Origin of the sequence: Bradyrhizobium lablabi (assembly GCF_018129385.1) — a bacterium.
Classification (GTDB): domain Bacteria; phylum Pseudomonadota; class Alphaproteobacteria; order Rhizobiales; family Xanthobacteraceae; genus Bradyrhizobium; species Bradyrhizobium lablabi_C.
In genome coordinates this window covers 243,833-264,817 of record NZ_JAFCLN010000004.1, presented here as the reverse complement: position 1 = coordinate 264,817, position 20,985 = coordinate 243,833, and the positions used below count along the sequence as shown (strand labels likewise).

Here is a 20,985-nt window from a genome sequence, read left to right as displayed (position 1 = left end):
TCACTCCGCGGCTTCCGCCGGCGCAATGCGCCGCGAGTGGCGCGCCTGCTCCTCATACGACTTCTGCCATTCGGACGGTCCGTTCGAGGGCGAGATCTGCACGGCGGTGACCTTGTATTCCGGACAGTTCGTCGCCCAGTCCGAAAAGTCGGTGGTGATGACGTTGGCCTGCGTGTCCGGATGGTGGAACGTGGTGTAGACCACGCCGGGCGCGACTCGGTCGGTGATCAGTGCCCGCAGGGTGGTCTCGCCGGCACGGCTCGCCAGCCGCACCCAGTCGCCGTCGCGCACGCCGCGCTGCTCGGCATCGTGCGGATGGATCTCCAGCCGGTCCTCGGCATGCCAGACGACATTCCCAGTGCGGCGGGTCTGCGCGCCGACATTGTACTGGCTGAGGATGCGTCCCGTGGTGAGCAGCAGCGGATAACGCGGACCGGTGCGCTCATCGGTCGCCACATATTCGGTGATGATGAACTTGCCCTTGCCGCGCACGAAGCCGCCGATATGCATGACCGGCGTGCCTTCCGGCGCCTTCTCGTTGCACGGCCACTGCACCGAGCCGAGCTCGTCGAGCTTGGCGTAGGAAACGCCGGCAAAAGTCGGCGTCAGCGCCGCGATCTCATCCATGATCTCGGAGGGGTGATTGTACTTCATATCGAAGCCAAGCGCCTTGCCGAGCATGATGGTGACTTCCCAGTCGGCGTAGCCGTTGAGCGGCGTCATCACCTTGCGCACGCGCTGGATGCGGCGTTCGGCGTTGGTGAAGGTGCCGTCCTTCTCCAGGAAGGTGGAACCGGGCAGGAAGACGTGGGCGTAGTTGGCGGTCTCGTTCAGGAAGAGGTCGTGCACGATCACGCATTCCATCGCCGACAGCGCCGCCACCACATGCTTGGTGTTGGGATCGGACTGCAGGATGTCTTCGCCCTGCACGTAAAGGCCCATGAAGGTGCCTTCGATGGCGGCGTCGAACATGTTGGGGATGCGCAAGCCCGGCTCGGGGTTGAGCTTGACGTTCCACATCGCCTCGAACTGCTCGCGCACCGTATCGCCCGCAATGTGGCGATAGCCCGGCAATTCGTGCGGGAACGAGCCCATGTCGCAGGAGCCTTGCACGTTGTTCTGGCCGCGCAGCGGGTTCACGCCGACGCCGGGCCGTCCGATGTTGCCTGTCGCCATCGCAAGATTGGCGATCGCGATCACGGTGGTGGAGCCCTGGCTGTGCTCGGTGACGCCGAGCCCGTAATAGATCGCGCCGTTGCCGCCGATGGCGAACAGCCGCGCCGCCTCGCGCAGATCCTTCGGATTGACGCCGGTCATGATCGCGGTGGCTTCCGGGCTGTTCTGGGGTAGCGCTGCGAAGGCCGCCCAGTCCTCGAACTCGCTCCAGTCGCAGCGCTCGCGCACGAAGGCTTCATCGACGAGGCCCTCGGTGACGATCACATGCGCCAGCGCCGTCAGGACGGCGACGTTGGTGCCCGGCATCAGCGGCAAATGCAGCGCCTTCACATGCGGCGATTCCACCATTTCGGTGCGGCGCGGATCGACCACGATCAGTTTTGCGCCCTGGCGCAGCCGCTTCTTCAGGCGGGAAGCGAACACGGGATGCGCGGAGGCCGGATTGGCGCCGATAACCATGACGACGTCGGTATCCTCGACCGAGTCGAAATCCTGGGTGCCGGCCGAGGTGCCGAAGGTCTGCGACAGCCCGTAGCCGGTTGGCGAATGACAGACACGTGCGCAGGTGTCGACGTTGTTGTTACCGAAACCGCCGCGGATCAGCTTTTGCACCAGATAGGTTTCTTCGTTGGTGCAGCGGGAGGAGGTGATGCCGCCGACGGCATCGCGTCCGTATTTGGCCTGGATGCCCTTGAACTTCGCCGCGGCGAAGTTGAAGGCCTCGTCCCACGACACTTCGCGCCAGGGGTCCTCGATCCGTTCGCGGATCATGGGTTTAAGGATGCGTTCCTTGTGGGTAGTATAGCCCCAGGCAAAGCGGCCCTTGACGCAGGAATGGCCGCGATTGGCCTTGCCGTCCTTGTAGGGCACCATGCGCACGACTTCCTCGCCGCGCATTTCGGCCTTGAAAGCGCAGCCGACGCCGCAATAGGCGCAAGTCGTGACGACAGAGTGTTCGGGCTGGCCGATCTCGATCACGGACTTTTCGGTCAGCGTCGCGGTCGGGCAGGCCTGCACGCAGGCGCCGCAGGAGACGCATTCGGAGCCAAGAAAGCTCTCGCTCATGCCGGGCGAAACGCGGCTGTCAAAACCGCGGCCGGAAATCGTCAGCGCAAACGTTCCCTGCACCTCCTCGCAGGCGCGGACGCAGCGCGAGCAGACAATGCATTTTGAGGGATCGTAGGTGAAGTAGGGATTCGATTCGTCCTTCGGCATCCACGCCGCATTGGGCGCGCCGCCCGATTTGGCGAACACGTGGTTCTCGCCCTCATAGCCGTAGCGCACATCGCGCAGGCCGACGGCGCCGGCCATGTCCTGCAATTCGCAGTCGCCGTTGGCGGCGCAGGTGAGACAATCCAGCGGATGGTCGGAGATGTACAGTTCCATCACGCCCTTGCGCAGCTTCTTCAGCCGCTCGCTCTGGGTGTGAACCACAAGGCCGTTCATCGCCGGCGTGGTGCAGGAGGCCGGCGTGCCGGCGCGGCCCTCGATCTCGATGAGGCATAGCCGGCACGAGCCGAAGGCGTCGACCATATCGGTGGCGCACAATTTCGGGATCTGCGTGCCGGCTTTCATCGCCGCGCGCATGATCGAGGTGCCCTCGGGCACAGTGACGCTCTGCCCGTCGATGGTAAGCGTCACCATCGCTTCGGACTTTGAACGCGGCGTGCCGAAATCGATTTCCTGGATCAACGACATCTTGATCTCCTTATTCCGCGGCCTGCAGGCGGGCCGGTGCCGGGCCAAAGTCTTCCCGGAAGTGCTTTAGCGCGCTCATGACGGGGTAGGGCGTGAAGCCGCCGAGCGCGCAGAGCGAGCCGAACTTCATGGTGTTGCAGAGGTCTTCGACCACGGTGAGATTCTCGCTGACGCGCTCGTCGCGCCTGATCTTGTCGATGGTCTCGACGCCGCGGGTGGAGCCGATCCGGCACGGCGTGCACTTGCCGCAGGATTCCACCGCGCAGAATTCCATCGCAAAGCGCGCCTGCTTTGCCATGTCGACGCTGTCGTCGAACACGACGATTCCGGCATGGCCGATCAGGCCCTCGCGCGCGGCAAAGGCCTCATAGTCGAATGGTGTATCGAACAGCGCGCGGGGGAAATAGGCGCCGAGCGGACCGCCAACCTGCACCGCGCGAACCGGACGGCCGGTAAAGGTGCCGCCGCCGATATCGTCAATGAGTTCGCCGAGCGTGATGCCGAAGGCGGTCTCGAACAGGCCGCCATAGCGAATGTTGCCGGCCAACTGGATCGGCATGGTGCCGCGCGAGCGGCCCATGCCGTAATCGGCATAGGCTTTGGCGCCGTTGTCGAGGATGAAGGGGATGGCCGCGAACGACAGCACGTTGTTGATCACGGTCGGCTTGCCGAACAGGCCTTTGTGCGCCGGCAGCGGCGGTTTGGCGCGCACGATGCCGCGGCGGCCTTCGAGGCTCTCCAGCAGCGACGTCTCTTCGCCGCAGACATAGGCGCCGGCGCCGACGCGGACTTCGAGATCGAAGCTATGCGCCGAGCCGCCAACTTTCGTGCCGAGATAGCCGGCGCGTTTGGCGGCCGCGATCGCCGCGTTCATCGCGATCACCGCATGCGGATATTCCGAGCGGATGTAGATGTAGCCTTTGGTGGCGCCGACAGTGATGCCGGCAATCGTCATGCCTTCGATCACGACGAAGGGATCGCCTTCCATGATCATCCGATCGGCAAATGTGCCGCTGTCGCCTTCGTCGGCGTTGCAGACGATGAATTTGCGATCGGCCTGAGCCTGCGCCACCGTCTTCCACTTGATGCCGGTCGGGAATCCCGCGCCGCCGCGGCCGCGCAGGCCGGAGGCTGTGACGTCAGCGAGGATGTCGTCGGAGGAAAGTGTCAGCGCCCGTTCGAGGCCCTTGTAACCGCCATGGGCGCGATAATCCTCGACCGAGCGCGGATCGGTGATCCCGCAGCGAGCGAAGGTGAGGCGGGTCTGCCGCTTCAACCACGGGATCTCATCGGCGATGCCGAGGCGCAGCGGATGTTGTCCGTTGCCGGTGATAGCATCCAATAGGGAAGGCACGTCTGCGGGGGTAGCCGGACCGAACGCAATGCGGCCGGCTGACGTCGCGACCTCGACCATCGGCTCCAGCCAATAGAGGCCACGCGAGCCGGTCCTGACGATATCGATCGCAATGTTGCCCGCCTTTGCGGCCTGAGCCAGTGCGAGCGCTACGTCATCGGCACCGACCGCGACAGAACCCGCATCGAGCGGAATGAAAACGCGAAGGCTCATCGTTGTGCCTCCGCGAGCAGCGCATCGAGCCGCTTTTCGTCCAATCGCCCGACCACGCGGCCATCGAGCATCGCCGACGGCGCGGTGGCGCACAGGCCGAGGCAATAGATCGGCTCCAGCGTGACGCGATTATCGGCGCTGGTATTTCCGATCGCGACGCCAAGCCTGGCTTCCGCGTGCGCGGCCAGTGCGTCGCCGCCGGCGGCCTGGCAGGCCTCGGCGCGGCACAGTTTCAGCACATGCCGGCCGGCGGGCTCCTTGCGAAAATCATGATAGAACGTGAAGACGCCGTGCACCTCGGCGCGCGACAGGTTGAGCGCTTCGGCAACCATCGGAATCGCCGGCTCCGGCACATATCCGAACGCCTCCTGAAGCGCATGCAGAATCACCAGCGTCGCGCCTTCGATGCCGCTATGCTCTGAAATGATTTCGGTGGCGCGTTTGGAATCCCAGGGTTCGTAAGGCGCATCGTAGGCGGTTGTCATTCGCATTCTCATTCAGAGATTTTCTTGTCCCCGAAGAGACTTGGAATTCTTCAAAACATCAATAAAGCTGTCTCATGCTGCGATAGCGTATGGTGATCAGAACTCTGCATAGGCAAAGCCTATGGGTGCGATGGCGCTGTTAACGGGACGGTTTCTGCTATCCGTGCTGCGATCAACGCGCGGCCCCAGTTCCGCATAGTCCATAGGCTCCCTTTACCGCCGAAAAAGTGATCCATAGGCGCGCAAAATTGGACGATACGAAAATGAAATTAGCCTCAGGCCGGCGCCGCTTTTGGCGTATTGGTTCGTTGGCGGTCGTGCTACTTGTGGCAGCCAATTGAACGCAACCGGAACAGCTATTTTCCTGAGGTTTTCTTCTTGATCGACAAGCTTGAACTTCTGCTGGCGCTCGCAAAGGAGCGTCATTTCGGCCGGGCGGCCGAAGCCTGCGGCGTCACCCAGCCGACCATGTCGACCAGCCTCAAGCAGCTCGAGGAAATTCTGGGCGTCATGCTGGTGCAGCGCGGCTCGCGCTTCCAGGGCTTTACGCCCGAGGGCGAGCGCACGCTCGACTGGGCGCGCCGCATCGTCGGCGATGCCCGCGCGATGAAGCAGGAGATCAACAGCCTCAAGCACAAGCTTTCCGGCGAGATCAGGATCGCGGCGATTCCAACCGTGCTCGGCATGGTGGCGCAGCTCACGACGCCGTTTCGGGCCCGTCACCCCGACGTTAGCTTTCGCATCCAGTCCTGCACTTCCGTCGACGTGCTGGGCCTTCTGGAAAACCTCGAGGTCGATGTCGGGTTGACCTATATCGAGAACGAGCCGATCGGCAAGGTTCGCACCATCCCGCTCTACAATGAGAGCTATCGCCTGCTGACCGCGCCGGATGCGATGTTCGGCGATCGCGAGACCGTGACCTGGAAGGAAGTCGCGCAGGTGCCTCTGTGCCTGCTGACGCCGGACATGCAGAACCGCCGCATCATCGATCGCGCTCTGCTATCGGTCGGAGGGGAGGCAACGCCGACGCTGACGTCAAATTCGCTGCTGGTGCTCTACACCCACGTGAAGACCGGGCGCTGGGCCAGCGTGATGCCGGCCAAGCTCGCCGAAACGCTCGGACTTGCCGATACCGTCCGCAGCATTCCGATCGTCGATCCTGTGGTCGAGTACAGTATTGGCCTCGTGCTGCCCCAGCGCGATCCGATGACGCCCTTGATGGCCGCCCTGGTGCAGACGGCCCGCGAGGTTGCGCCGACGCTTCAGTAGTGGAGCAGGGCGCTACTTCACGCCATAGCGCGCGAAGTCGTCGCCGATCCCGGCCGCGATGGTCCGGGCTTGCAGGATATCGGCATCGCTGCCCGCTTGATCGCCGGCCTTGAGCCGGGCAAGCCCGCGTCCGTAAAGGGCAGCCGCCAGTTTCGGATCGTGCCGTAGCGCCGAATTGTAGTGATCGATGGCGACCTGGTGCTGATCCATCTTCAGGTGGATCAATCCAAGCGAGTCGTAGGTCGCCGCATTGTGCAATCCCGACTGTAGCGCCCTGTTGCAGGCCTCCAGCGCCGCCTGCAACTCGCCGAGGACGGCGCGGGCCCAGCAGCGCCCGTGCCAGACGTGCTCCAGGCCCGGATTGAGACGAAGGGCCTCGTCATAATCCTGCGCGGCGCGAGCAAATTCGTTTTTCTTGACATAGGCTGCGGCCCGGTTGGCGAAGGCGCCGCCGTAGTTGGGATTGAGCTTGATCGCCGCGTCGAACGACTCGATGGCAAGGTCGTGCTCGCCTTTCTTCATGTAGGCCACCCCGCGGTTGTTGTGGGGCTTGATGTAGGCCGGATCGAGCGTGATTGATCGCTCAAAGTCCTGGATGGCGCGGTCGAAGTCGCCCTTCGCGACATAGACATTGCCGCGATTGTTGAAGGCGATGGCGAGGGCGGTTGTCGTGCCGTAGCCGGCATCAATCAGCGCGGTGCAGCCGCCGATCCGCGCGTCAAGCGCCGTGCGGTCCATGCTGTTGCACAGTTCAATATTTTTCAGATAGCTGTCGTTCTTCGCATCCTGCGCCGCCGCAGGTGTTGCAAGCAACGGCAGCGCGAACGCCAATGCAGCCAGCCGGGTCCGGATCATGCGCTAGCACCCCCGGCATATCTTGAGATTGGGCTGCGGTGTTACCTGTTCGGGCTGCCGGGGGGCGGGGCCTGCGGCCTTCTTCGCAACCCTGGCCGTCTCCTCGATCAGGGTGGAAAATCTGACTGACCCGTCGTCGGAGATTTCCACGCGCGGCGTGGTGCCGCGAATGCCCATGGTGGCCACGGGGGTGTCGATCTTCATGTCGCCGGTCTTGGCGACGTTGCCGGCAACGAAGGTGAACGTGCCCTTGGTCAGGTTGAACAAGGTGGAGTTGGATTTTCCGTTCGGGTCGTACACGAACTCGTTCAACACCATGTGGGCGTTGCTCGACAGATTGAACGAGCTGCCGTCGGTGAAGTTGAGGCCTACTTTGCCATCCGCTGCGGTCTTGACGACATCGCCGAGGTAGACGAGATCGCCGACCTTGGTCTGTCCGGCGGAAACGGCGGCCTGCACGACGACCGCACCGGCATGCTCGATCGTGACGGAGCCCGACACGGTCACGACTTTCCCGATGGGTTTTGCTTCGACGTTCTGAACGGCAGGCCGTGCCGGCTCTGTCGGTGTCTGGGCCCGGCCGGGCGAGAAACCGGCCAGCGCCAGGGCAAGTCCCGTCACCAACACGCTAATCGCATGTGCGCGCATGATCCCCTCCTTCTGAGAAGATCTCGTTGTTCCGGCCCGGCCGATGGTTTGCCAAAGCAATTGTCCGGTCTGCCTTCGCGCATAATGTCAGACCGGAGACCGCAGGCCATTTCAGCCAACCGGGTATGCCGGCCTAATCCTATTGGCTGATTGGCGGCGACGAAAGGGTCACTGTTCCGCCCTTGAATAATCAAAGAGGCTTTCCAAGGGAGAGGGCCTGTCTTACGGCGCGGCGACGGCATCACCGTCTGGTTGAGTGTCGCTGGATGCGCCTACGTCCGGAATGGGTTGGCTTATTTGGATCAGGGATTTTTGGCGGGGCGAGCCTGAATATTCGCCAGGCGAGGTCGATACCAATGTTCAGGGAACCCCGCTTACAGTCCGGGGATGAAGGCGGGGCCGCCGCGACCCTGCATCCGCAACCCGCTGGCGACCAGGCCACTGGCAACATTAGAGCCGCGATCGACACCCTCAACCATGGGAGCGGTGCTGCGGGGCGGCTGGCTCGCAAATCCGTTGGCAACCGGTTTGGCCTGCTGTCGCTCACGGCCCTGACGTTCGCAACCATGAAGGACGCGTGGGCATCGGATGCGAATCTCACGTTGCTCGACGACGACAGCATCGCATTCAAGGATTTGCAGCACGGCACGTTCGAGCTTGTGACCAAGGAAGCGGTCCCCCGCTCTATCATTGTCGGGGATCCCGGAGAGACCATCGTCCTGAGCCGCACCGGCTCCTCGGTCAGCGTCAGCCAGTTCACCAACAATGCCGCGCGCATGGAAGAGCTACAGGCGGCGCAAAAGGAAGTGTACGCCAACCTGACGGAAGGGTACGGCACGCACGGCTCGGGCGCCCCTACCTTCATCGATCCGACGGTGCTGCAACCGATCAATTTCGTCCCGCCGGGCTCTGCGGAGGCGCAGGACGCGCTTCCCGCGCTGCCATCGATTCAGCCGATACCCGAGTTCACCTTCATACGCGCGTCGCTTCCGGAGCCGACGCCGACGTTGACGCTGGCCCTCGGCACGGGGCCGACCGAAATCGATACGTTCGCGTTCGATACTTTCGGCTCGACCAGCGGAATCTTTTCGGCCAGCAGCTCCAACAACGCGGCCACACTGAGCTACGGCATCAGCGGGGGAATGCCCGGCGCGACGGTGCTGGACGGGATAACCTATAACGTATCGCAGGCGGGCCAGTTCGGCACGCTGTACGTCAACAGCGCGACCGGCGCCTATACCTTCGTGCCGGATGATGATGCGATCAATGCGCTCAAGACACCCACGGAGCAGAACTTTCTCGTTACGGTGTCGGATGGCACCATCTCGGCCAACCAGACCTTCACGATCGACATCGACGGCGTCAATGACGATGCCGTCATTTCCGGCAATGCCTCCGGCTCGTTGACCGAGGGGGGCGGCGACAGCGGCGGCGGCGCCCGCCTTGCCATGGCTTTCGCACCGGCGGCACCAGCCCCGCGCAGCGCGAGTGGCACGCTCACCAGCACCGACGTCGACGATCCGCACAATGCCTTCACGGCCGTCGATACGCCGACGGCGAGCAATGGCGGCTACGGCACCTTCACGATGACGGCGGATGGCGTGTGGACCTACACGCTCGATGACGGCAACAGCGTGGTGCAGGCGCTCAATGTCGGCGGCCGGCTCACCGACACCTTCACGGTGACCACCGTGGATGGCACACAGCAGATGGTGACGATTGTCATCGGCGGCATCAACGATGCCGCGATCATTTCCGGCGACACGGAAGGCGCGGTGGTCGAGGCCGCCTGCAAGGATCCGGGTATCCCGACCGCGACGGGCGTCCTTACCGCCGCCGATATCGACAACCTGTCCGATACGTTCACGCCGGTCAAATGCCAGCAGAGCGATGGCGGCTTCGGCACCTTCACGATGACGGCGGACGGCAAGTGGACCTACACGCTCGACAACGACAACTGCGAAGTGCAGGCGCTCAATGTCGATGACCAGCTCATCGACACCTTCACGGTAACCACCGTCGACGGCACCGAGCAGGAGGTGACGATCATCATCGGCGGCACCAACGATGCCGCCGATATTTCCGGCGACAAGCGCGGCGCAGTGGTCGAGGCCGGCTGCAAGGATTGGGGTATCCCGACTGCGAGAGGATGCCTCATCAGCACGGACATCGACAATCCGTCCGACACGTTCACACCGGTCGAATGCCAGGCGAGCGATGGCGGCTACGGCACCTTCACGATGACGGCGGACGGCAAGTGGACCTATACGCTCGACAACAACAATTGCGCCGTGCAGTCGCTCGATGATTGCGACACGCTCACCGACAGCTTTACGGTGACGACGGAAGACGGCACCGAGCAGGTCATAAAGATCACCATTTACGGCGCCGACGACCACAGCCACCACGAGCATCACGATCACTGGGATTGGGAGCACGAAGCAGCCGCTGCTCACGTCGATGCAAACGCGGTGTCAGATCCCAGGCCGGCTGCCGGTCCCGTTACGCATGATCTGATGGTGTGAGGGCGCTACGCCGCCGTCGGCAGCCGCGGCTTGATATGCCGCGCATCGAGCGGGAGGGTGACGCGAACCACGGTGCCGGCGCCGAGCTTTGAGCGCAGCTTCATCGTGCCGCCATGCAGATCGGTGAGGGAGCGGGCGATCGCAAGACCGAGCCCGGAACCCTGATAGGTCTTGGTGAGCTGGCTCTCGACCTGTTCGAACGGTTTTCCGAGGCGCCGCAGCGATTCCGGCGCGATGCCGATGCCGGTGTCGGCGATCATCAGCACGATCGAGTCGTTCAGCATCTGGCCGCGCACCACCACTTTGCCTTCCTCCGGCGTGAACTTGACCGCGTTCGACAAGAGATTGACGATGACCTGCTTGACCGCGCGGCGGTCGGCGATCACCGAAATCGTATTGGCGATATCGGCATCGAGCGTCAAATTCTTGTCCTCGGCACGGCCCGAGACCACGCGCAGAGATTCCGCCAATATCTTCGACAGGTCGAGCGGTTCGAGGTCGAGCTTCATGCGGCCGGCCTCGATCTTCGACATGTCGAGAATGTCGTTGATGACTTCCAGCAGGTATTTTCCTGATGTCAGGATGTCATGGCAGTATTCCCGGTACTTTTCCGAGCCGAGCGCGCCGAACATGCCGCTGCCCATGATCTCGGAGAAGCCGATGATGGCATTGAGTGGGGTGCGCAGCTCGTGGCTCATATTGGCGAGGAATTTTGACTTGGCCTGGTTGGCTTCCTCGGCGCGGTTCTTTTCCTGGGAGTATTTTTCGGCGAGGTCGGCGAGCTCGATGGCCTGACGCTCGAGCTCGGTCTGCGAGCGCTTCAGGTCGATCACGGAAGCGCGCAGGCGCAGGTCGTTGTCGACCAGCTTTTGCTCATGTTCCTTGATGCGGGTGATGTCGGTGCCGACCGAAACATAGCCGCCATCCTTGGTGCGGCGCTCGCTGATATGCAGCCAGCTTCCGCTGTCGAGCTGCGCCTCGAAAGTGCGCGCGCCCGGCGCCTGGTTGCCGGCGTCCTGTAGGCGGGTGCGCACCTCCGGCATGCTGCCGACCTCGATCACGGTCTCGTAGGAGGTGCCGGGAGCCACCGCAGAATCGGGCAGGCGGTGCAGGCGCTGGAAGTGCGAGTTGCACAGCACGAGGCGATCGTCGGCGTCCCACAGCACGAATGCTTCCGGGATGGTTTCGATGGCGTCGCGCAGGCGGAGATCGGCTTCCACGGACTTTTCGGCAAGGCTCTTCTGTTCGGTGATGTCGAGCGCGATGCCGATCAGGTGCAGGCCGGCATCGGCGGCGCCGCTGGAGAGCTCGCAGCGGACGCGCAGCCAGATCCAGTGGCCGCCGCTGTGCTGCATGCGGAAGGAATGGTCGATGTGGGCGATCTTGCCCGAAATAAGCTGGTCGGCGATCGCAAAGAGGTCGATGTCGTCGGAGTTCACCAGCGCGTTGACCTCACCGAAGGTGAGGAGGTCGCTGCGGCTGTCCAGCCCCAGCATGGTGAACATCGACTGCGACCAGAAGATGCGGCCGCGCGACAGGTCCCAGTCCCACAGGCCGCAGCGGCCGCGGTTGAGCGCGGTGTCGATGCGCCCGCGCACGGCATCGTTGATCAGGTCGCCTTCGCGCGCGCGGGTGGATTGCCAGTGGAAGGCAAAGCCGAGGATCAGCACGACAAAGCCTGTCGTGGCGGACAGCGTCACCGAGAGCGCCGCATCCGATCCCCAGATCGGTTCGTTCTTCTCCTGGATCACGATGACCTGGCCGGGCAGCGACTTGATCATGCGCTGGGTGGCCAGCGCGCCGCCTCCACCCGGCAGGGTCATGTCGGTGACGGCATTCTGCGAGCCGGGCGTCGCCAGCAACTGCGCGGTCGAGATCACGTCGAGAACGCGGTCGGGCTCGAGGCCGGTCTCGAGCGGAACGCGGGCGAGGACGCGCTGGTCGGCGCTGACGACGATGACGTGCCGGCCAGCCGCGCCGCCCCAGGACGGCATCAGGCCCGGCAGGATGGCCTGGAGCCGCTCGATGCTGATGGCGCGATCCTGCCGGACCGAGGTGATGCGATCGATGCGATCGGCGATGATGTCCGCGAGCGCGGAGATGTCGCGCTTCATCACCGCGCGCTTCTGCCGGCTATGATCGATCACCTGCACAAAGGCGCCGAGACAGATGGTGACGAGGAAGGCGATGATCAGCGTTGGCACAGCGCGTCGCAGCGCAGGCTCGGCAGTCAGGAGCCTGAGATAGGCCGGCTTCGCGATCGACTGCGCCAATCCCTTGATCGAATCGGATTGGACGCACGCGTTCGCCGCATGCGCACGCGCCATGCCTTTAGACCCCCGCCGAAATCTGTTTGCACCGTCTTTCGGAAGTACCCCACGTGCTTCCGAATCACAGCGATTTGAATCCAGTTTTCCCGTGGTGTCGAGAGTCAACGATTCGTTAATGCGAAATAAATCTTGTCCAACGCGGAATCGTGATTCAACGGACGAGTCCGAAACAGGAACGCGCCCGTGGATTTACGCCTTTTCGGTTTGACGAAGCACTACGCGCGCGGCGGCTCGGCATGGCTGATGACGCGCTTGATCGAGGGGAACGCGCGGCGCAGTGCGCGCTCGATCTCGTCGACGCATTCGTGCACCTTGATGACGCTCATCGACGGCGCGGCGCGGCAGTGGAAGTTGACGATCTCGCCGGCGTCGGTGTCGCGTACCCGCACATTGTGGATGTCATGGATGGCGCCGTTGGCGGCAAATCCGGTCAGCGCCTTCTTGATCGCCTCGACCCGTTCGGCCGGCGCGTCGGTGCCGTGCGGCAATTCCGGTTCCAGCGGCTCGATGTGGGTATCGACCTCGACGTCCTCGCCGAACTCTTCCCGGATGCTGCGCTCGAGGTTGTGGGCGATGTCGTGCGCAGATGTCAGCGGCATCTCGCCGTCGACCTCGAGGTCGAGGCTGACGATCAGCTTGCTGCCGAGATCGTGCACGGTGACGTGATGGACCGCGAGGCCGGAATTGCGCGCGATCACCATCACGCGGTCGCGCACGGTCTCGTTGTCGCGTGCGACCGGCACTGCGGTGAAGGTGAGGTCGGCATCGCCCAGCGCCTCGCTGACGGCGGCCTGCGCCTTGCGCTTGATCTCCTCGACGCGGTCGATCGGGTAGGTGCGCGGCACTTTTGCGATGGCGTCGATGAAATAGGTGGGGCCGACCATTCGCACGCGCATGCGGTCCACATCCACGACACCGCTCACCGAGCGGATCGCAGCTTCCGCCTTTTCGGTAATGCCCTCGGGCGCGCGGTCGAGCAGGGTTTCGACGGTCGCGCGCGTCATCTTCAGGCCCAGAAAACCGATCATCACGGCCACCGCGACGGCGGCTGCCGCATCGCCCCACCAGAAGCCGAGCCCGGCCAGAATGAGGCCGGCGATGACGGCGGTGGAGCCCAGCACGTCGGAGGCGAAATGCAGCGCATCGGCGGCCAGCGCCTGGCTGCGCGTTTCGCGCGCGGCGCGGTGCAGCGCGCGGGCCCGCCAGAAGTTGATGGCGATATCGATCACCAGCACGATGAACGGGATTGCCGAAATGGTCGGCGGCGGCGTGCCTTCGCTGAGGCGGCCATAGGCCTCGACCAAAATACCGCCGGCCAGCACGTAGAGCAGGGCGGTGATGCCGAGCGCCGAAAGCGACTCGAACTTGCCGTGGCCGTAATGGTGCTCGGCATCCGCCGGCTGGTCGGAAACCCGCACCACCGCCCAGGTGATGATGGTGGCGACCAGATCGATCGCGCTGTGCAGCGCCTCGGAGATCAGCGCCAGCGAGCCGATGGCGATGCCGACCACCAGCTTGGCCACGGCCATGCTGCCGCTCGCGAGGATCGAGATCGCCGCGACCGATGTCTTGGTGCTGGATTTGTGCGCGTGGGTAGCGGTCATGGGCGGCGGTTTAGCAGGCCGACCGGCAACATCAAGCCGCCATCCACAGGCGCAGTCGCAACTCGCTCGCAGAAGCAGGTGTGTTGCGAATTGTTATGATTAAAGCCGGTGTTCCCCGGCTCTGCGGCGCCGCGCTACGCGCCGTACCGCGTCCGGGGACACGAGAGCGGGGGCTACAACGTCACCACGATCTTGCCGAGGTGCTTGTTGGCTTCCATGTGCTCGAACGCCTTGCCGATGTCGGCGAAATTGTAGACCTTGTCGATCGGCAATTGCAGCTTTCGCGATTCCACCGCGCTCCAGATGTCCTTGCGGACCTCGTCGAAGATTTCGCGGATCTCCTCGATGCTGCGGGTGCGGAAGGTGACGCCGATATAGCTGATGCGGCGCGCGGCGTGCAGGTCGAAGTTGAAGTCGCCATGGGTGCCGCCGAGCCGGCCGACATTGACGATGCGGCCGAGCACTTTCGTCGCCTTCAGATTCTGGTTGGCGACCGGGCCCGAGATCTGGTCGACGATCAGGTCGACGCCTTCCCCACCGGTCGCCTTCAGCACCTCGTCGACCCAGGCCGGATCGGAGGAGTCGATCGCAAGGTCGGCGCCGAATTCTTTCAAGCGGCCACGGCGCATTGCATCGGTGGAGGAGCCGACCACCAGCTTGGCGCCCTTGAGCTTGGCGATCTGCATCGCCATCAGCCCGACGCCGGAGCTCGCGCCCTGGATCAGCACCGTCTGGCCCGCCTGTAGCGCGCCGTTGGTGACGACGGCGTTGTGCATGGTCGCGAGCGCGACGGGTAGCGTCGCCGCCTCCTGAAAGTTCATGTTGGAGGGCGCACGGAACAGCCGGCCGTGATCGGCCAGCGTGTATTCGGCGAACGCCGCAGCGCCCGAGCCCATGATCTTGTCGCCGACCTTGACGCCTTTCACATCGGGGCCGAGCTCCGCCACTTCGCCGGCCCATTCCATGCCGAGCACGGTGCCGACGCCGCCGGCCGAGCCGTGGACATGGCCCTTGGTCATGCCGAGATCGGCGCGGTTCAGCCCGCAGGCGTGAACCTTGACCAGCACCTGCGTGCCCTTCGGCGAGGGTTTTGCGACATCGGATATTTCAGCGCCGTTGGCGCCGTAGACATAGGCTTTCATGGACAGCTCTTCTTTGTTTGCAGTTACTCCGCGGCCTGACGCCGCGCGCCGGACAGCATGCCTTCCATCCGCTCGCGGACGATCGCTTCGGCTTCGCGGATGATGCGCGAGACGAGTTCAGCGCAGGTCGGGATGTCGTGGATCAGGCCCTGCACCTGGCCGGCCGACCAGATGCCCTCGTCGGAATCGCCTGTTGCATAGACCATCTTGCCGCGGGCGCCGGCGACGAGCTCGCGCACGTCCTCGAATTTGGCGCCTTCCTTTTCCATCTGCACCACCTTGGTTGAGATCGCGTTCTTGGCGACGCGCGAGGTGTTGCGCATGGTGCGGAAGATCAGCTCGGTCTGACGCTCGTCATTGGCGACGATCTGCTCCTTCACGAGCTGATGGATCGGGCTTTCCTTGGTGCACATGAAGCGCGTGCCCATGTTGATGCCTTCGGCGCCGAGCGCGAGCGCGGCGACGAGGCCGCGGCCGTCGCCAAAACCGCCGGAGGCGATCATCGGTATTTTGACCTTGTCGGCGGCGGCGGGGATCAGGATCAGGCCGGGCGTGTCGTCCTCGCCGGGATGGCCGGCGCATTCAAAGCCGTCGATCGAGATCGCATCGACGCCCATGCGCTCGGCGGACAGCGCGTGGCGCACGCTGGTGCATTTGTGCACGACCTTGATGCCGTGCTTCTTGAATTCGTCGACATGCTCCTGCGGCTTGTTGCCGGCGGTCTCCACCACCTTGATGCCGCTCTCGATGATGGCCTGGCGGTATTCCGCATAGGGCGGCGGCTTGATCGCGGGCAGGATGGTCAGGTTCACGCCAAAGGGCTTGTCGGTCATGCCACGGCAGCGGGCGATTTCTTTCGTCAGGTCTTCCGGCGTCGGCTGCGTCAGCGCGGTGATGAAGCCGAGCGCGCCGGCATTGGCGACCGCGGCCACCAGCTCGGCGCGTCCCACCCATTGCATGCCGCCCTGGACGATCGGGTGCTCGACGCCGACGAGTTCGGTGAACCTGGTCTTGAACATTTCCTGCCCTCTGTTTCCCGGCGCCATGCGCCCGATTTTCTGAAGATTTCGCCGGTCAGGATGCCGTCACCCCCCGCAAATGTCCACGGGGGGCGCCGGAGGCCAAGGCATCGCCCTCATGCAAAAGCGGGGCTTTGTTTCCGCAGCGCGGACATTTTTGGATGCGGTACGGCAACAGCCCGCCAACGGACCGCCCGCCGCGCGCGCCAACCGAAACTTAACCTAAAGTAGCGTATCACGGCGCTTTACGTCGCTCACGCAGGCAGGAAAGTGACATGTGCGAAAAGTGCGCCCGAGATATCGTTCAACCGCTCGCGCCTTCCCGGCGTTCGTTTGTTTTGCTCGGCGCATCGGCGCTCGGCCTGATGCTCGGTAGTGCCGCCGCCAGCGCCAAGGAAGCAAAAGCTCCGCCGAAGCCGGAAAACGTGTTGTCGCCGGATGCCGCGCTGAAGCGATTGATGGAGGGAAACAAGCGGTACGTCGAGGGCGTGTCGCGGCGCCACGATTTCAAACACGAACGGGAAGCGTTGGTCGGAGGTCAAAATCCCTTTGCGGCCGTCTTGAGCTGCGCGGACTCGCGCATCGCGCCCGAATATGCCTTCGATAGCGGGCGCGGCGATCTCTTCGTCTGCCGCGTTGCCGGCAACTTCGCCAATGACGATACGATCGCCAGCATGGAATATACCGTCGCGGTCCTGGGCTCACCGCTGATTCTGGTGCTGGGGCATGACAGCTGTGGTGCGGTCGATGCGACAATCAAGTCCCTGAAGGACAACAAGCCGCCGCCGGGACACATCCCGTCATTGGTCGCAGCCATCGCACCTGCGGTGAAGGCCTCAGCGCAACAGAGCGGAAACGCGCTGGACAATGCCATCAAGCAGAACGTGGTCGACAACGTCAACAAGCTGAAATCGGCGACGCCTATCCTCAGTGCGTCCGTCGAGCAGAACAAGCTGAAGGTCGTCGGCGGTATTTACCGGCTCAGCACCGGCAGGGTGGAGCTTCTAAATTGAATTCTGGATAGTCGGGACGCACCGGGCGTCCCTGACTTCCTCACATTCCCTTGAGGCGTCAGCGCACTCTAGGCAGTCTTTTTCTTCGAGCGGGCAGGGCGGGCAGCCGCTTGCTCGATATTGCGCGCCACAGCGGATCGAATGAGCGCCTTGAACGCCTTTTCGTCGATCTTGTCGCCCTCGTGGAAATCGATCGCGCGCCTGACATTGCCGTCGAGGCTTGCGTTGAAGAGACCTGACGGGTCCTTCAGCGAAGCGCCATGTGCAAATGTCAGCTTCACGGCGGCCTTGTAGGTCTCGCCCGTGCAGATCATTCCCTCGTGCTCCCACACGGGAACGCCGAGCATGCCGTTCGACGGCTTCCTCCATTTCACTTCCTCGACCACATCAGGATCGGCCGCCTTGATGAGCGCCCGGACGCGGGCGAGGGTCTCGCCGCGCCAGTCGCTCATCTTCTTAATTCTGGCATCGATCAGCTTTGACGGGTTCTCTGCCGCCTTGCCTTCGCTCGCACCGCTCTTTGGTCTTGCCGTTGTCGCTTGCTTCATGGTTGTTGTCGGTCATGTTCTCATGATGCTGGCCACGTTTACTTCAGGGCGAAACGTGACAGCCCCAGCCGTCGTAAACGCCACCTAGCTCAACCGCTTTTTGAAACAGGGGCTCAACAATCTCGTCAATGCGGGCGGGCTGATCGTTTCTGGAGAACTCCACACTGAAGCGACCTTTAGCGTCCGCCTCGCGCGGAGCGCTCTCGACGGCGAACCCGTTGGCCCTGACGTATCCGCCAAGAGCTGCCTGTGCTTCCGCGCTCGGAAGCAGGGCAACGTGAGCGATCTTGCGCCGGTTGTTCGGATTGTCGCCCTGCTCTTGCAACCGTTCACAGACGCGGCGGTTCAGGATGCGCTGCAAGTCGATCTTCGACGGATGCAGGAAATCGAAATACACGCGCCAATCCCGATCCTCTCGCGTCCCGGTTTCGTACCGGTAGGCCGGAAAGTCTCGCATTGCGGCCTGGGCAGCCTGCTCGAATTTGGCCGGGTCGGTAACATAGAAGTAGAAGTCTCTGTTTCCATCCGATGTGTTTCGGCCAACGAAGATGGCCGTTCCAACTCCGGCGATCTTTTCGGTAACTCGGTCCTCCAAGGCAATGAGTTCGTCGAATTCCTCCTGACTGGAGAGGCCGTCCTCCCGCGGACGACGCATCAGGACCCGCAGGTAGCCCATCGTCGGATGGGTTCCGAGGGGCGCCTCTTTTTTAATCCCCAAATCGACAAAGATCGACGCCGGCCGATCATCGACCCGCTGAAGATAGAAGTCCCAGTAGTCGCTCATTTCTGCGGATCTCGTTTACTCACATGCGCTCGCCGGGCAGCCGGCTGGCCTGCTTGATCCAGTCGGCCAATTGGGCCTCATCAAGCGGCTTGTCCTCGTAGATGTCGAGATAACGCACATCCTTGTGCCTGGACTCGCCGGGCGGGAGAGGGCGCAGCGAGGCGCCGCGCAGGAATGTCACTTTGACGTATTTCGTGAAGCAATGATAGGCGAGAAACCAGCTCTCGCCGTCCATGCCGTAGAACGGCGAGTTCCATTTCACAGCCTTGCGCACGCCGGGCACGGCGCGCACGATCAGCGCATCGAGCTCTCGCCCGACGTCGCGCTTCCAGCCCGGCATTGCCGCGATGTAGGCCTGCACGGGCGCATCGCCATATCCCTTCGGAATTTGCGGATTGCCGCCCGAGAGAAGGACGGGCTCGCCGGCGCGTTTGGCTGCGGCTTTCTTCGCGGGAGCTTTTTTCGCAGCTTTTGACTTGGTGGATTTCTTGACGGCCATGGCCCTCCTTCTCAACCGCTGCGTAGGGCGGGTTAGCGGAGCGTAACCCGCCGTTTTCGCGCCACCATTCGGCGGGTTACGGCTTCGCCTAACCCGCCCTACGGACTGCGCCATCTGGCGGCACAAGGCAGCATGAACAGGTAGAGGCCGGAGAGCAACAACAGTATGAGCGGGATCAGAGCGAGGATGCCCACCCACACGATCTGCTGACCTTGCGCCATCGCGACGACGTTGGCGATGACGGCGACGGTGAACGCAATCGACAGCCAGCGGTGAACCCGCCGGATCAACATATTCCAGTTCATGGAGCCTCCTTCGCCAGCAGTTGGTCCAGCTTCTCGAAGAACTGTTTCCAACCGGCATGCGCGCCGCCAAAAGCCTGCTTCTGATCCGGCCGGAAGCCCGACTGCTCCATGCGCAGGTGGGTTCCGGCAGCAGTCGGTGTCAGCGTAAAAACGACCACGCTTTTGAGACTGAAGGCCGCATCCTCGTGCTCAAAATTCCAGGTGTAGGAGAGTGTCCTGTTCGGCTCGACCTCCAGCACCTCGCAGTCCAGCACGCCGCCCCATTCGCCGCGAAGATTGAAGCGGTGGCCGACCACGGGCCGGAAATCGTTCTTCATCAGCCATTCCTCCATCAGATGCGGCTGCGTGAGCGCGCGCCAGAGTTTTTCCAGTGGATGCGGCATCTCGCGTTCAACGACGACGGTCCGCGTTTCGGTTGCTGTTGCAGTCATTGATCCATCCTCTTGAGCAAATTTTCGAGGTCGTCGAACCTCTTTTCCCAGAAGCCGGTCATCCGGCTGGTCCAGTCGATCAGCGGCGCCAGCGCGCTGAGCTGCGCGCTGTAGTGGGTCTGGCGGCCTTCGTGGCGGTCGCGCACCAGGCCGGCCTCCTTCAAAACGCCAAGGTGCTTTGAGACAGCCGGCTGCGAGACGCCGGCCCGCGCCGTCAGCGCGCCGACCGTCTGCTCGCCGTCGCGGCACAGCCGCTCGAAGATCGCCCGCCGCGTCGGATCGGCCAGCGTTCGAAAGAGCACATCGTGAGCGTTTGCCATCTCGATCAATAACCCATTGGTTATTGATCGACGTATAACCGCAGAGTTATGCGTGAGTCAACCGGTGAAAACGACAAAGGGCAGGGGTGGAACTGGCGAAGCTCATCGGGCTCTAGAGACTGGTCAACCCGTACTCGGCGGCCAGACGAACGAGCTGCGCGTCCGTCCGCATGCCGGTCTTGGTCTTGATCAGAGACTGATAATTTTGAACCGTCTTCATGCTGATATTGAGATTTGAAGCGATCTGTTCCTGCGTCGAGCCGGCAGCCAGTTGCCGCAAGATCTCGATTTCCCGTTCTCCCAACTGCTCGAACACTGACGCCGACGGGCTCAGGCTTTCGAGCGCCAGAACGTGGGCAACGTCGTCGCTCATGGCGCGCTCTCCGCGCGCAACCGAACGGATCGCCTGCACCAGCACCATCGGCTCACTGCTCTTGGTGACGTAGCCGCTCGCCCCCGACTTGAATGCCGCCTTCACCAGCACAGCTTCGCTGTGCATGCTGAAGACGAGAATGCGGGCGCGGGGCGCGCGCAGGCGGATATTCCTGATAGCCTCGAGGCCGCTGGCACCCGGCATCGATATGTCCATCACCACGACATCCGGCAAGTGCGCCTTGAAGGCGGCATACGCGCTGGTCGCGTCTTCGGCTTCCGCTGTTACATCGAAGTCGCTCTGGGTTTCCAGCACCCGGCGATAGCCTTGGCGAACGACCGGATGGTCGTCCACCAGCAGAATCGAGATGCCCTTTGTCTGTGAAGCCGTCATG

The 20,985-nt window shown here is 63.2% G+C and carries 19 protein-coding genes; 3 read left to right on the top strand and 16 right to left on the bottom strand.

The window, feature by feature from the left end:
- From fdhF to JQ628_RS10755, 3 genes are read right to left on the bottom strand one after another with little or no spacing between them, the layout of a single operon-like run.
- Positions 1 to 2,874 carry a formate dehydrogenase subunit alpha gene (fdhF, locus tag JQ628_RS10765; RefSeq protein ID WP_212222518.1) on the bottom strand — a complete coding sequence of 958 codons (2,874 nt, stop codon included), beginning with the start codon at positions 2,872 to 2,874 and terminating at the stop codon, positions 1 to 3.
- Between the two features lie 10 nt (positions 2,875 to 2,884).
- Positions 2,885 to 4,441, bottom strand: a complete 1,557-nt coding sequence (locus tag JQ628_RS10760; RefSeq protein WP_212222517.1) for a formate dehydrogenase beta subunit — start codon at positions 4,439 to 4,441, stop codon at positions 2,885 to 2,887.
- Positions 4,438 to 4,926, bottom strand: a complete 489-nt coding sequence (locus JQ628_RS10755) for a formate dehydrogenase subunit gamma (RefSeq protein ID WP_212222516.1) — start codon at positions 4,924 to 4,926, stop codon at positions 4,438 to 4,440. Before JQ628_RS10755 ends, JQ628_RS10760 begins: the two co-directional genes overlap by 4 nt.
- A gap of 378 nt (positions 4,927 to 5,304) precedes the next feature.
- Between JQ628_RS10755 and JQ628_RS10750 the strand changes: the two genes are divergently transcribed.
- Positions 5,305 to 6,195, top strand: coding sequence for a LysR family transcriptional regulator (locus tag JQ628_RS10750; RefSeq protein WP_212222515.1), 891 nt, complete (start codon positions 5,305 to 5,307; stop codon positions 6,193 to 6,195).
- Between the two features lie 12 nt (positions 6,196 to 6,207).
- Here the strand turns inward: JQ628_RS10750 and JQ628_RS10745 are convergent, their stop codons facing one another.
- Both JQ628_RS10745 and JQ628_RS10740 read right to left on the bottom strand, forming a co-directional pair.
- Positions 6,208 to 7,050 carry a tetratricopeptide repeat protein gene (locus tag JQ628_RS10745; RefSeq protein WP_212222514.1) on the bottom strand — a complete coding sequence of 281 codons (843 nt, stop codon included), beginning with the start codon at positions 7,048 to 7,050 and terminating at the stop codon, positions 6,208 to 6,210.
- A gap of 3 nt (positions 7,051 to 7,053) precedes the next feature.
- On the bottom strand, positions 7,054 to 7,698 hold the full coding sequence (locus JQ628_RS10740) for a FecR family protein (protein WP_212222513.1): 645 nt from the start codon (positions 7,696 to 7,698) through the stop codon (positions 7,054 to 7,056).
- Positions 7,699 to 8,054: 356 nt separating this feature from the next.
- On the opposite strand from JQ628_RS10740, the gene JQ628_RS10735 reads away from it, so the two are divergent.
- The gene (locus JQ628_RS10735; RefSeq protein WP_212222512.1) at positions 8,055 to 10,223 is read left to right on the top strand and encodes a VCBS domain-containing protein; all 2,169 of its coding nucleotides are present in this window, start codon (positions 8,055 to 8,057) and stop codon (positions 10,221 to 10,223) included.
- Positions 10,224 to 10,228: 5 nt separating this feature from the next.
- Here JQ628_RS10735 and JQ628_RS10730 read toward each other — a convergent pair whose 3' ends face one another.
- The 4 genes from JQ628_RS10730 to JQ628_RS10715 all read right to left on the bottom strand — a co-directional run bounded on the left by JQ628_RS10730 (position 10,229) and on the right by JQ628_RS10715 (position 16,318).
- Positions 10,229 to 12,550 (bottom strand): sensor histidine kinase, encoded by a 2,322-nt coding sequence (locus JQ628_RS10730; RefSeq protein WP_212222511.1) that lies wholly within the window; start codon positions 12,548 to 12,550, stop codon positions 10,229 to 10,231.
- Between the two features lie 218 nt (positions 12,551 to 12,768).
- On the bottom strand, positions 12,769 to 14,157 hold the full coding sequence (locus JQ628_RS10725; RefSeq protein ID WP_212222510.1) for a cation-efflux pump: 1,389 nt from the start codon (positions 14,155 to 14,157) through the stop codon (positions 12,769 to 12,771).
- A gap of 173 nt (positions 14,158 to 14,330) precedes the next feature.
- The gene (locus JQ628_RS10720; protein WP_212222509.1) at positions 14,331 to 15,299 is read right to left on the bottom strand and encodes a zinc-binding dehydrogenase; all 969 of its coding nucleotides are present in this window, start codon (positions 15,297 to 15,299) and stop codon (positions 14,331 to 14,333) included.
- A gap of 23 nt (positions 15,300 to 15,322) precedes the next feature.
- Positions 15,323 to 16,318, bottom strand: a complete 996-nt coding sequence (locus JQ628_RS10715) for an NAD(P)H-dependent flavin oxidoreductase (RefSeq protein ID WP_212222508.1) — start codon at positions 16,316 to 16,318, stop codon at positions 15,323 to 15,325.
- Between the two features lie 275 nt (positions 16,319 to 16,593).
- Between JQ628_RS10715 and JQ628_RS10710 the strand changes: the two genes are divergently transcribed.
- On the top strand, positions 16,594 to 17,331 hold the full coding sequence (locus tag JQ628_RS10710) for a carbonic anhydrase (protein WP_212222507.1): 738 nt from the start codon (positions 16,594 to 16,596) through the stop codon (positions 17,329 to 17,331).
- Between the two features lie 68 nt (positions 17,332 to 17,399).
- On the opposite strand, the gene JQ628_RS10705 is transcribed toward JQ628_RS10710, so the two are convergent.
- The 7 genes from JQ628_RS10705 to JQ628_RS10675 all read right to left on the bottom strand — a co-directional run bounded on the left by JQ628_RS10705 (position 17,400) and on the right by JQ628_RS10675 (position 20,984).
- The gene (locus JQ628_RS10705; RefSeq protein WP_212222506.1) at positions 17,400 to 17,879 is read right to left on the bottom strand and encodes a DUF1801 domain-containing protein; all 480 of its coding nucleotides are present in this window, start codon (positions 17,877 to 17,879) and stop codon (positions 17,400 to 17,402) included.
- 43 nt (positions 17,880 to 17,922) lie between these two features.
- Positions 17,923 to 18,663, bottom strand: a complete 741-nt coding sequence (locus tag JQ628_RS10700) for a DUF695 domain-containing protein (RefSeq protein ID WP_212222505.1) — start codon at positions 18,661 to 18,663, stop codon at positions 17,923 to 17,925.
- A gap of 19 nt (positions 18,664 to 18,682) precedes the next feature.
- Positions 18,683 to 19,162 (bottom strand): DUF1801 domain-containing protein, encoded by a 480-nt coding sequence (locus tag JQ628_RS10695; protein ID WP_212222504.1) that lies wholly within the window; start codon positions 19,160 to 19,162, stop codon positions 18,683 to 18,685.
- A 98-nt stretch (positions 19,163 to 19,260) separates the two neighbouring features.
- Entirely contained in the window at positions 19,261 to 19,467 is a 207-nt protein-coding gene (locus JQ628_RS10690; RefSeq protein WP_212222503.1) for a hypothetical protein, read from the bottom strand.
- Complete coding sequence (locus tag JQ628_RS10685) at positions 19,464 to 19,898, bottom strand: SRPBCC family protein (protein ID WP_212222502.1); 435 nt, start codon at positions 19,896 to 19,898, stop codon at positions 19,464 to 19,466. The genes JQ628_RS10690 and JQ628_RS10685 overlap by 4 nt, the downstream gene beginning before the upstream one ends.
- A complete protein-coding gene (locus JQ628_RS10680) occupies positions 19,895 to 20,218 on the bottom strand; it encodes an ArsR/SmtB family transcription factor (RefSeq protein WP_212222501.1) in 324 nt (107 codons plus the stop codon). The genes JQ628_RS10685 and JQ628_RS10680 overlap by 4 nt, the downstream gene beginning before the upstream one ends.
- 112 nt (positions 20,219 to 20,330) lie before the next feature.
- On the bottom strand, positions 20,331 to 20,984 hold the full coding sequence (locus tag JQ628_RS10675) for a response regulator (protein WP_212222500.1): 654 nt from the start codon (positions 20,982 to 20,984) through the stop codon (positions 20,331 to 20,333).
- Position 20,985 lies beyond the last annotated feature (1 nt).

Excerpts from the sequence above, each read along its gene's own strand:
- fdhF (WP_212222518.1), bottom strand. The coding sequence starts at position 2,874 with ATGTCGTTGATCCAGGAAATCGATTTCGGCACGCCGCGTTCAAAGTCC.
- JQ628_RS10760 (WP_212222517.1), bottom strand. The coding sequence starts at position 4,441 with ATGAGCCTTCGCGTTTTCATTCCGCTCGATGCGGGTTCTGTCGCGGTC.
- JQ628_RS10755 (WP_212222516.1), bottom strand. The coding sequence starts at position 4,926 with ATGACAACCGCCTACGATGCGCCTTACGAACCCTGGGATTCCAAACGC.
- JQ628_RS10745 (WP_212222514.1), bottom strand. The coding sequence starts at position 7,050 with ATGATCCGGACCCGGCTGGCTGCATTGGCGTTCGCGCTGCCGTTGCTT.
- JQ628_RS10740 (WP_212222513.1), bottom strand. The coding sequence starts at position 7,698 with ATGCGCGCACATGCGATTAGCGTGTTGGTGACGGGACTTGCCCTGGCG.
- JQ628_RS10735 (WP_212222512.1), top strand. The coding sequence starts at position 8,055 with ATGTTCAGGGAACCCCGCTTACAGTCCGGGGATGAAGGCGGGGCCGCC.
- JQ628_RS10730 (WP_212222511.1), bottom strand. The coding sequence starts at position 12,550 with ATGGCGCGTGCGCATGCGGCGAACGCGTGCGTCCAATCCGATTCGATC.
- JQ628_RS10725 (WP_212222510.1), bottom strand. The coding sequence starts at position 14,157 with ATGACCGCTACCCACGCGCACAAATCCAGCACCAAGACATCGGTCGCG.
- JQ628_RS10720 (WP_212222509.1), bottom strand. The coding sequence starts at position 15,299 with ATGAAAGCCTATGTCTACGGCGCCAACGGCGCTGAAATATCCGATGTC.
- JQ628_RS10715 (WP_212222508.1), bottom strand. The coding sequence starts at position 16,318 with ATGTTCAAGACCAGGTTCACCGAACTCGTCGGCGTCGAGCACCCGATC.
- JQ628_RS10710 (WP_212222507.1), top strand. The coding sequence starts at position 16,594 with ATGTGCGAAAAGTGCGCCCGAGATATCGTTCAACCGCTCGCGCCTTCC.
- JQ628_RS10705 (WP_212222506.1), bottom strand. The coding sequence starts at position 17,879 with ATGAAGCAAGCGACAACGGCAAGACCAAAGAGCGGTGCGAGCGAAGGC.
- JQ628_RS10700 (WP_212222505.1), bottom strand. The coding sequence starts at position 18,663 with ATGAGCGACTACTGGGACTTCTATCTTCAGCGGGTCGATGATCGGCCG.
- JQ628_RS10695 (WP_212222504.1), bottom strand. The coding sequence starts at position 19,162 with ATGGCCGTCAAGAAATCCACCAAGTCAAAAGCTGCGAAAAAAGCTCCC.
- JQ628_RS10690 (WP_212222503.1), bottom strand. The coding sequence starts at position 19,467 with ATGAACTGGAATATGTTGATCCGGCGGGTTCACCGCTGGCTGTCGATT.
- JQ628_RS10685 (WP_212222502.1), bottom strand. The coding sequence starts at position 19,898 with ATGACTGCAACAGCAACCGAAACGCGGACCGTCGTCGTTGAACGCGAG.
- JQ628_RS10680 (WP_212222501.1), bottom strand. The coding sequence starts at position 20,218 with ATGGCAAACGCTCACGATGTGCTCTTTCGAACGCTGGCCGATCCGACG.
- JQ628_RS10675 (WP_212222500.1), bottom strand. The coding sequence starts at position 20,984 with ATGACGGCTTCACAGACAAAGGGCATCTCGATTCTGCTGGTGGACGAC.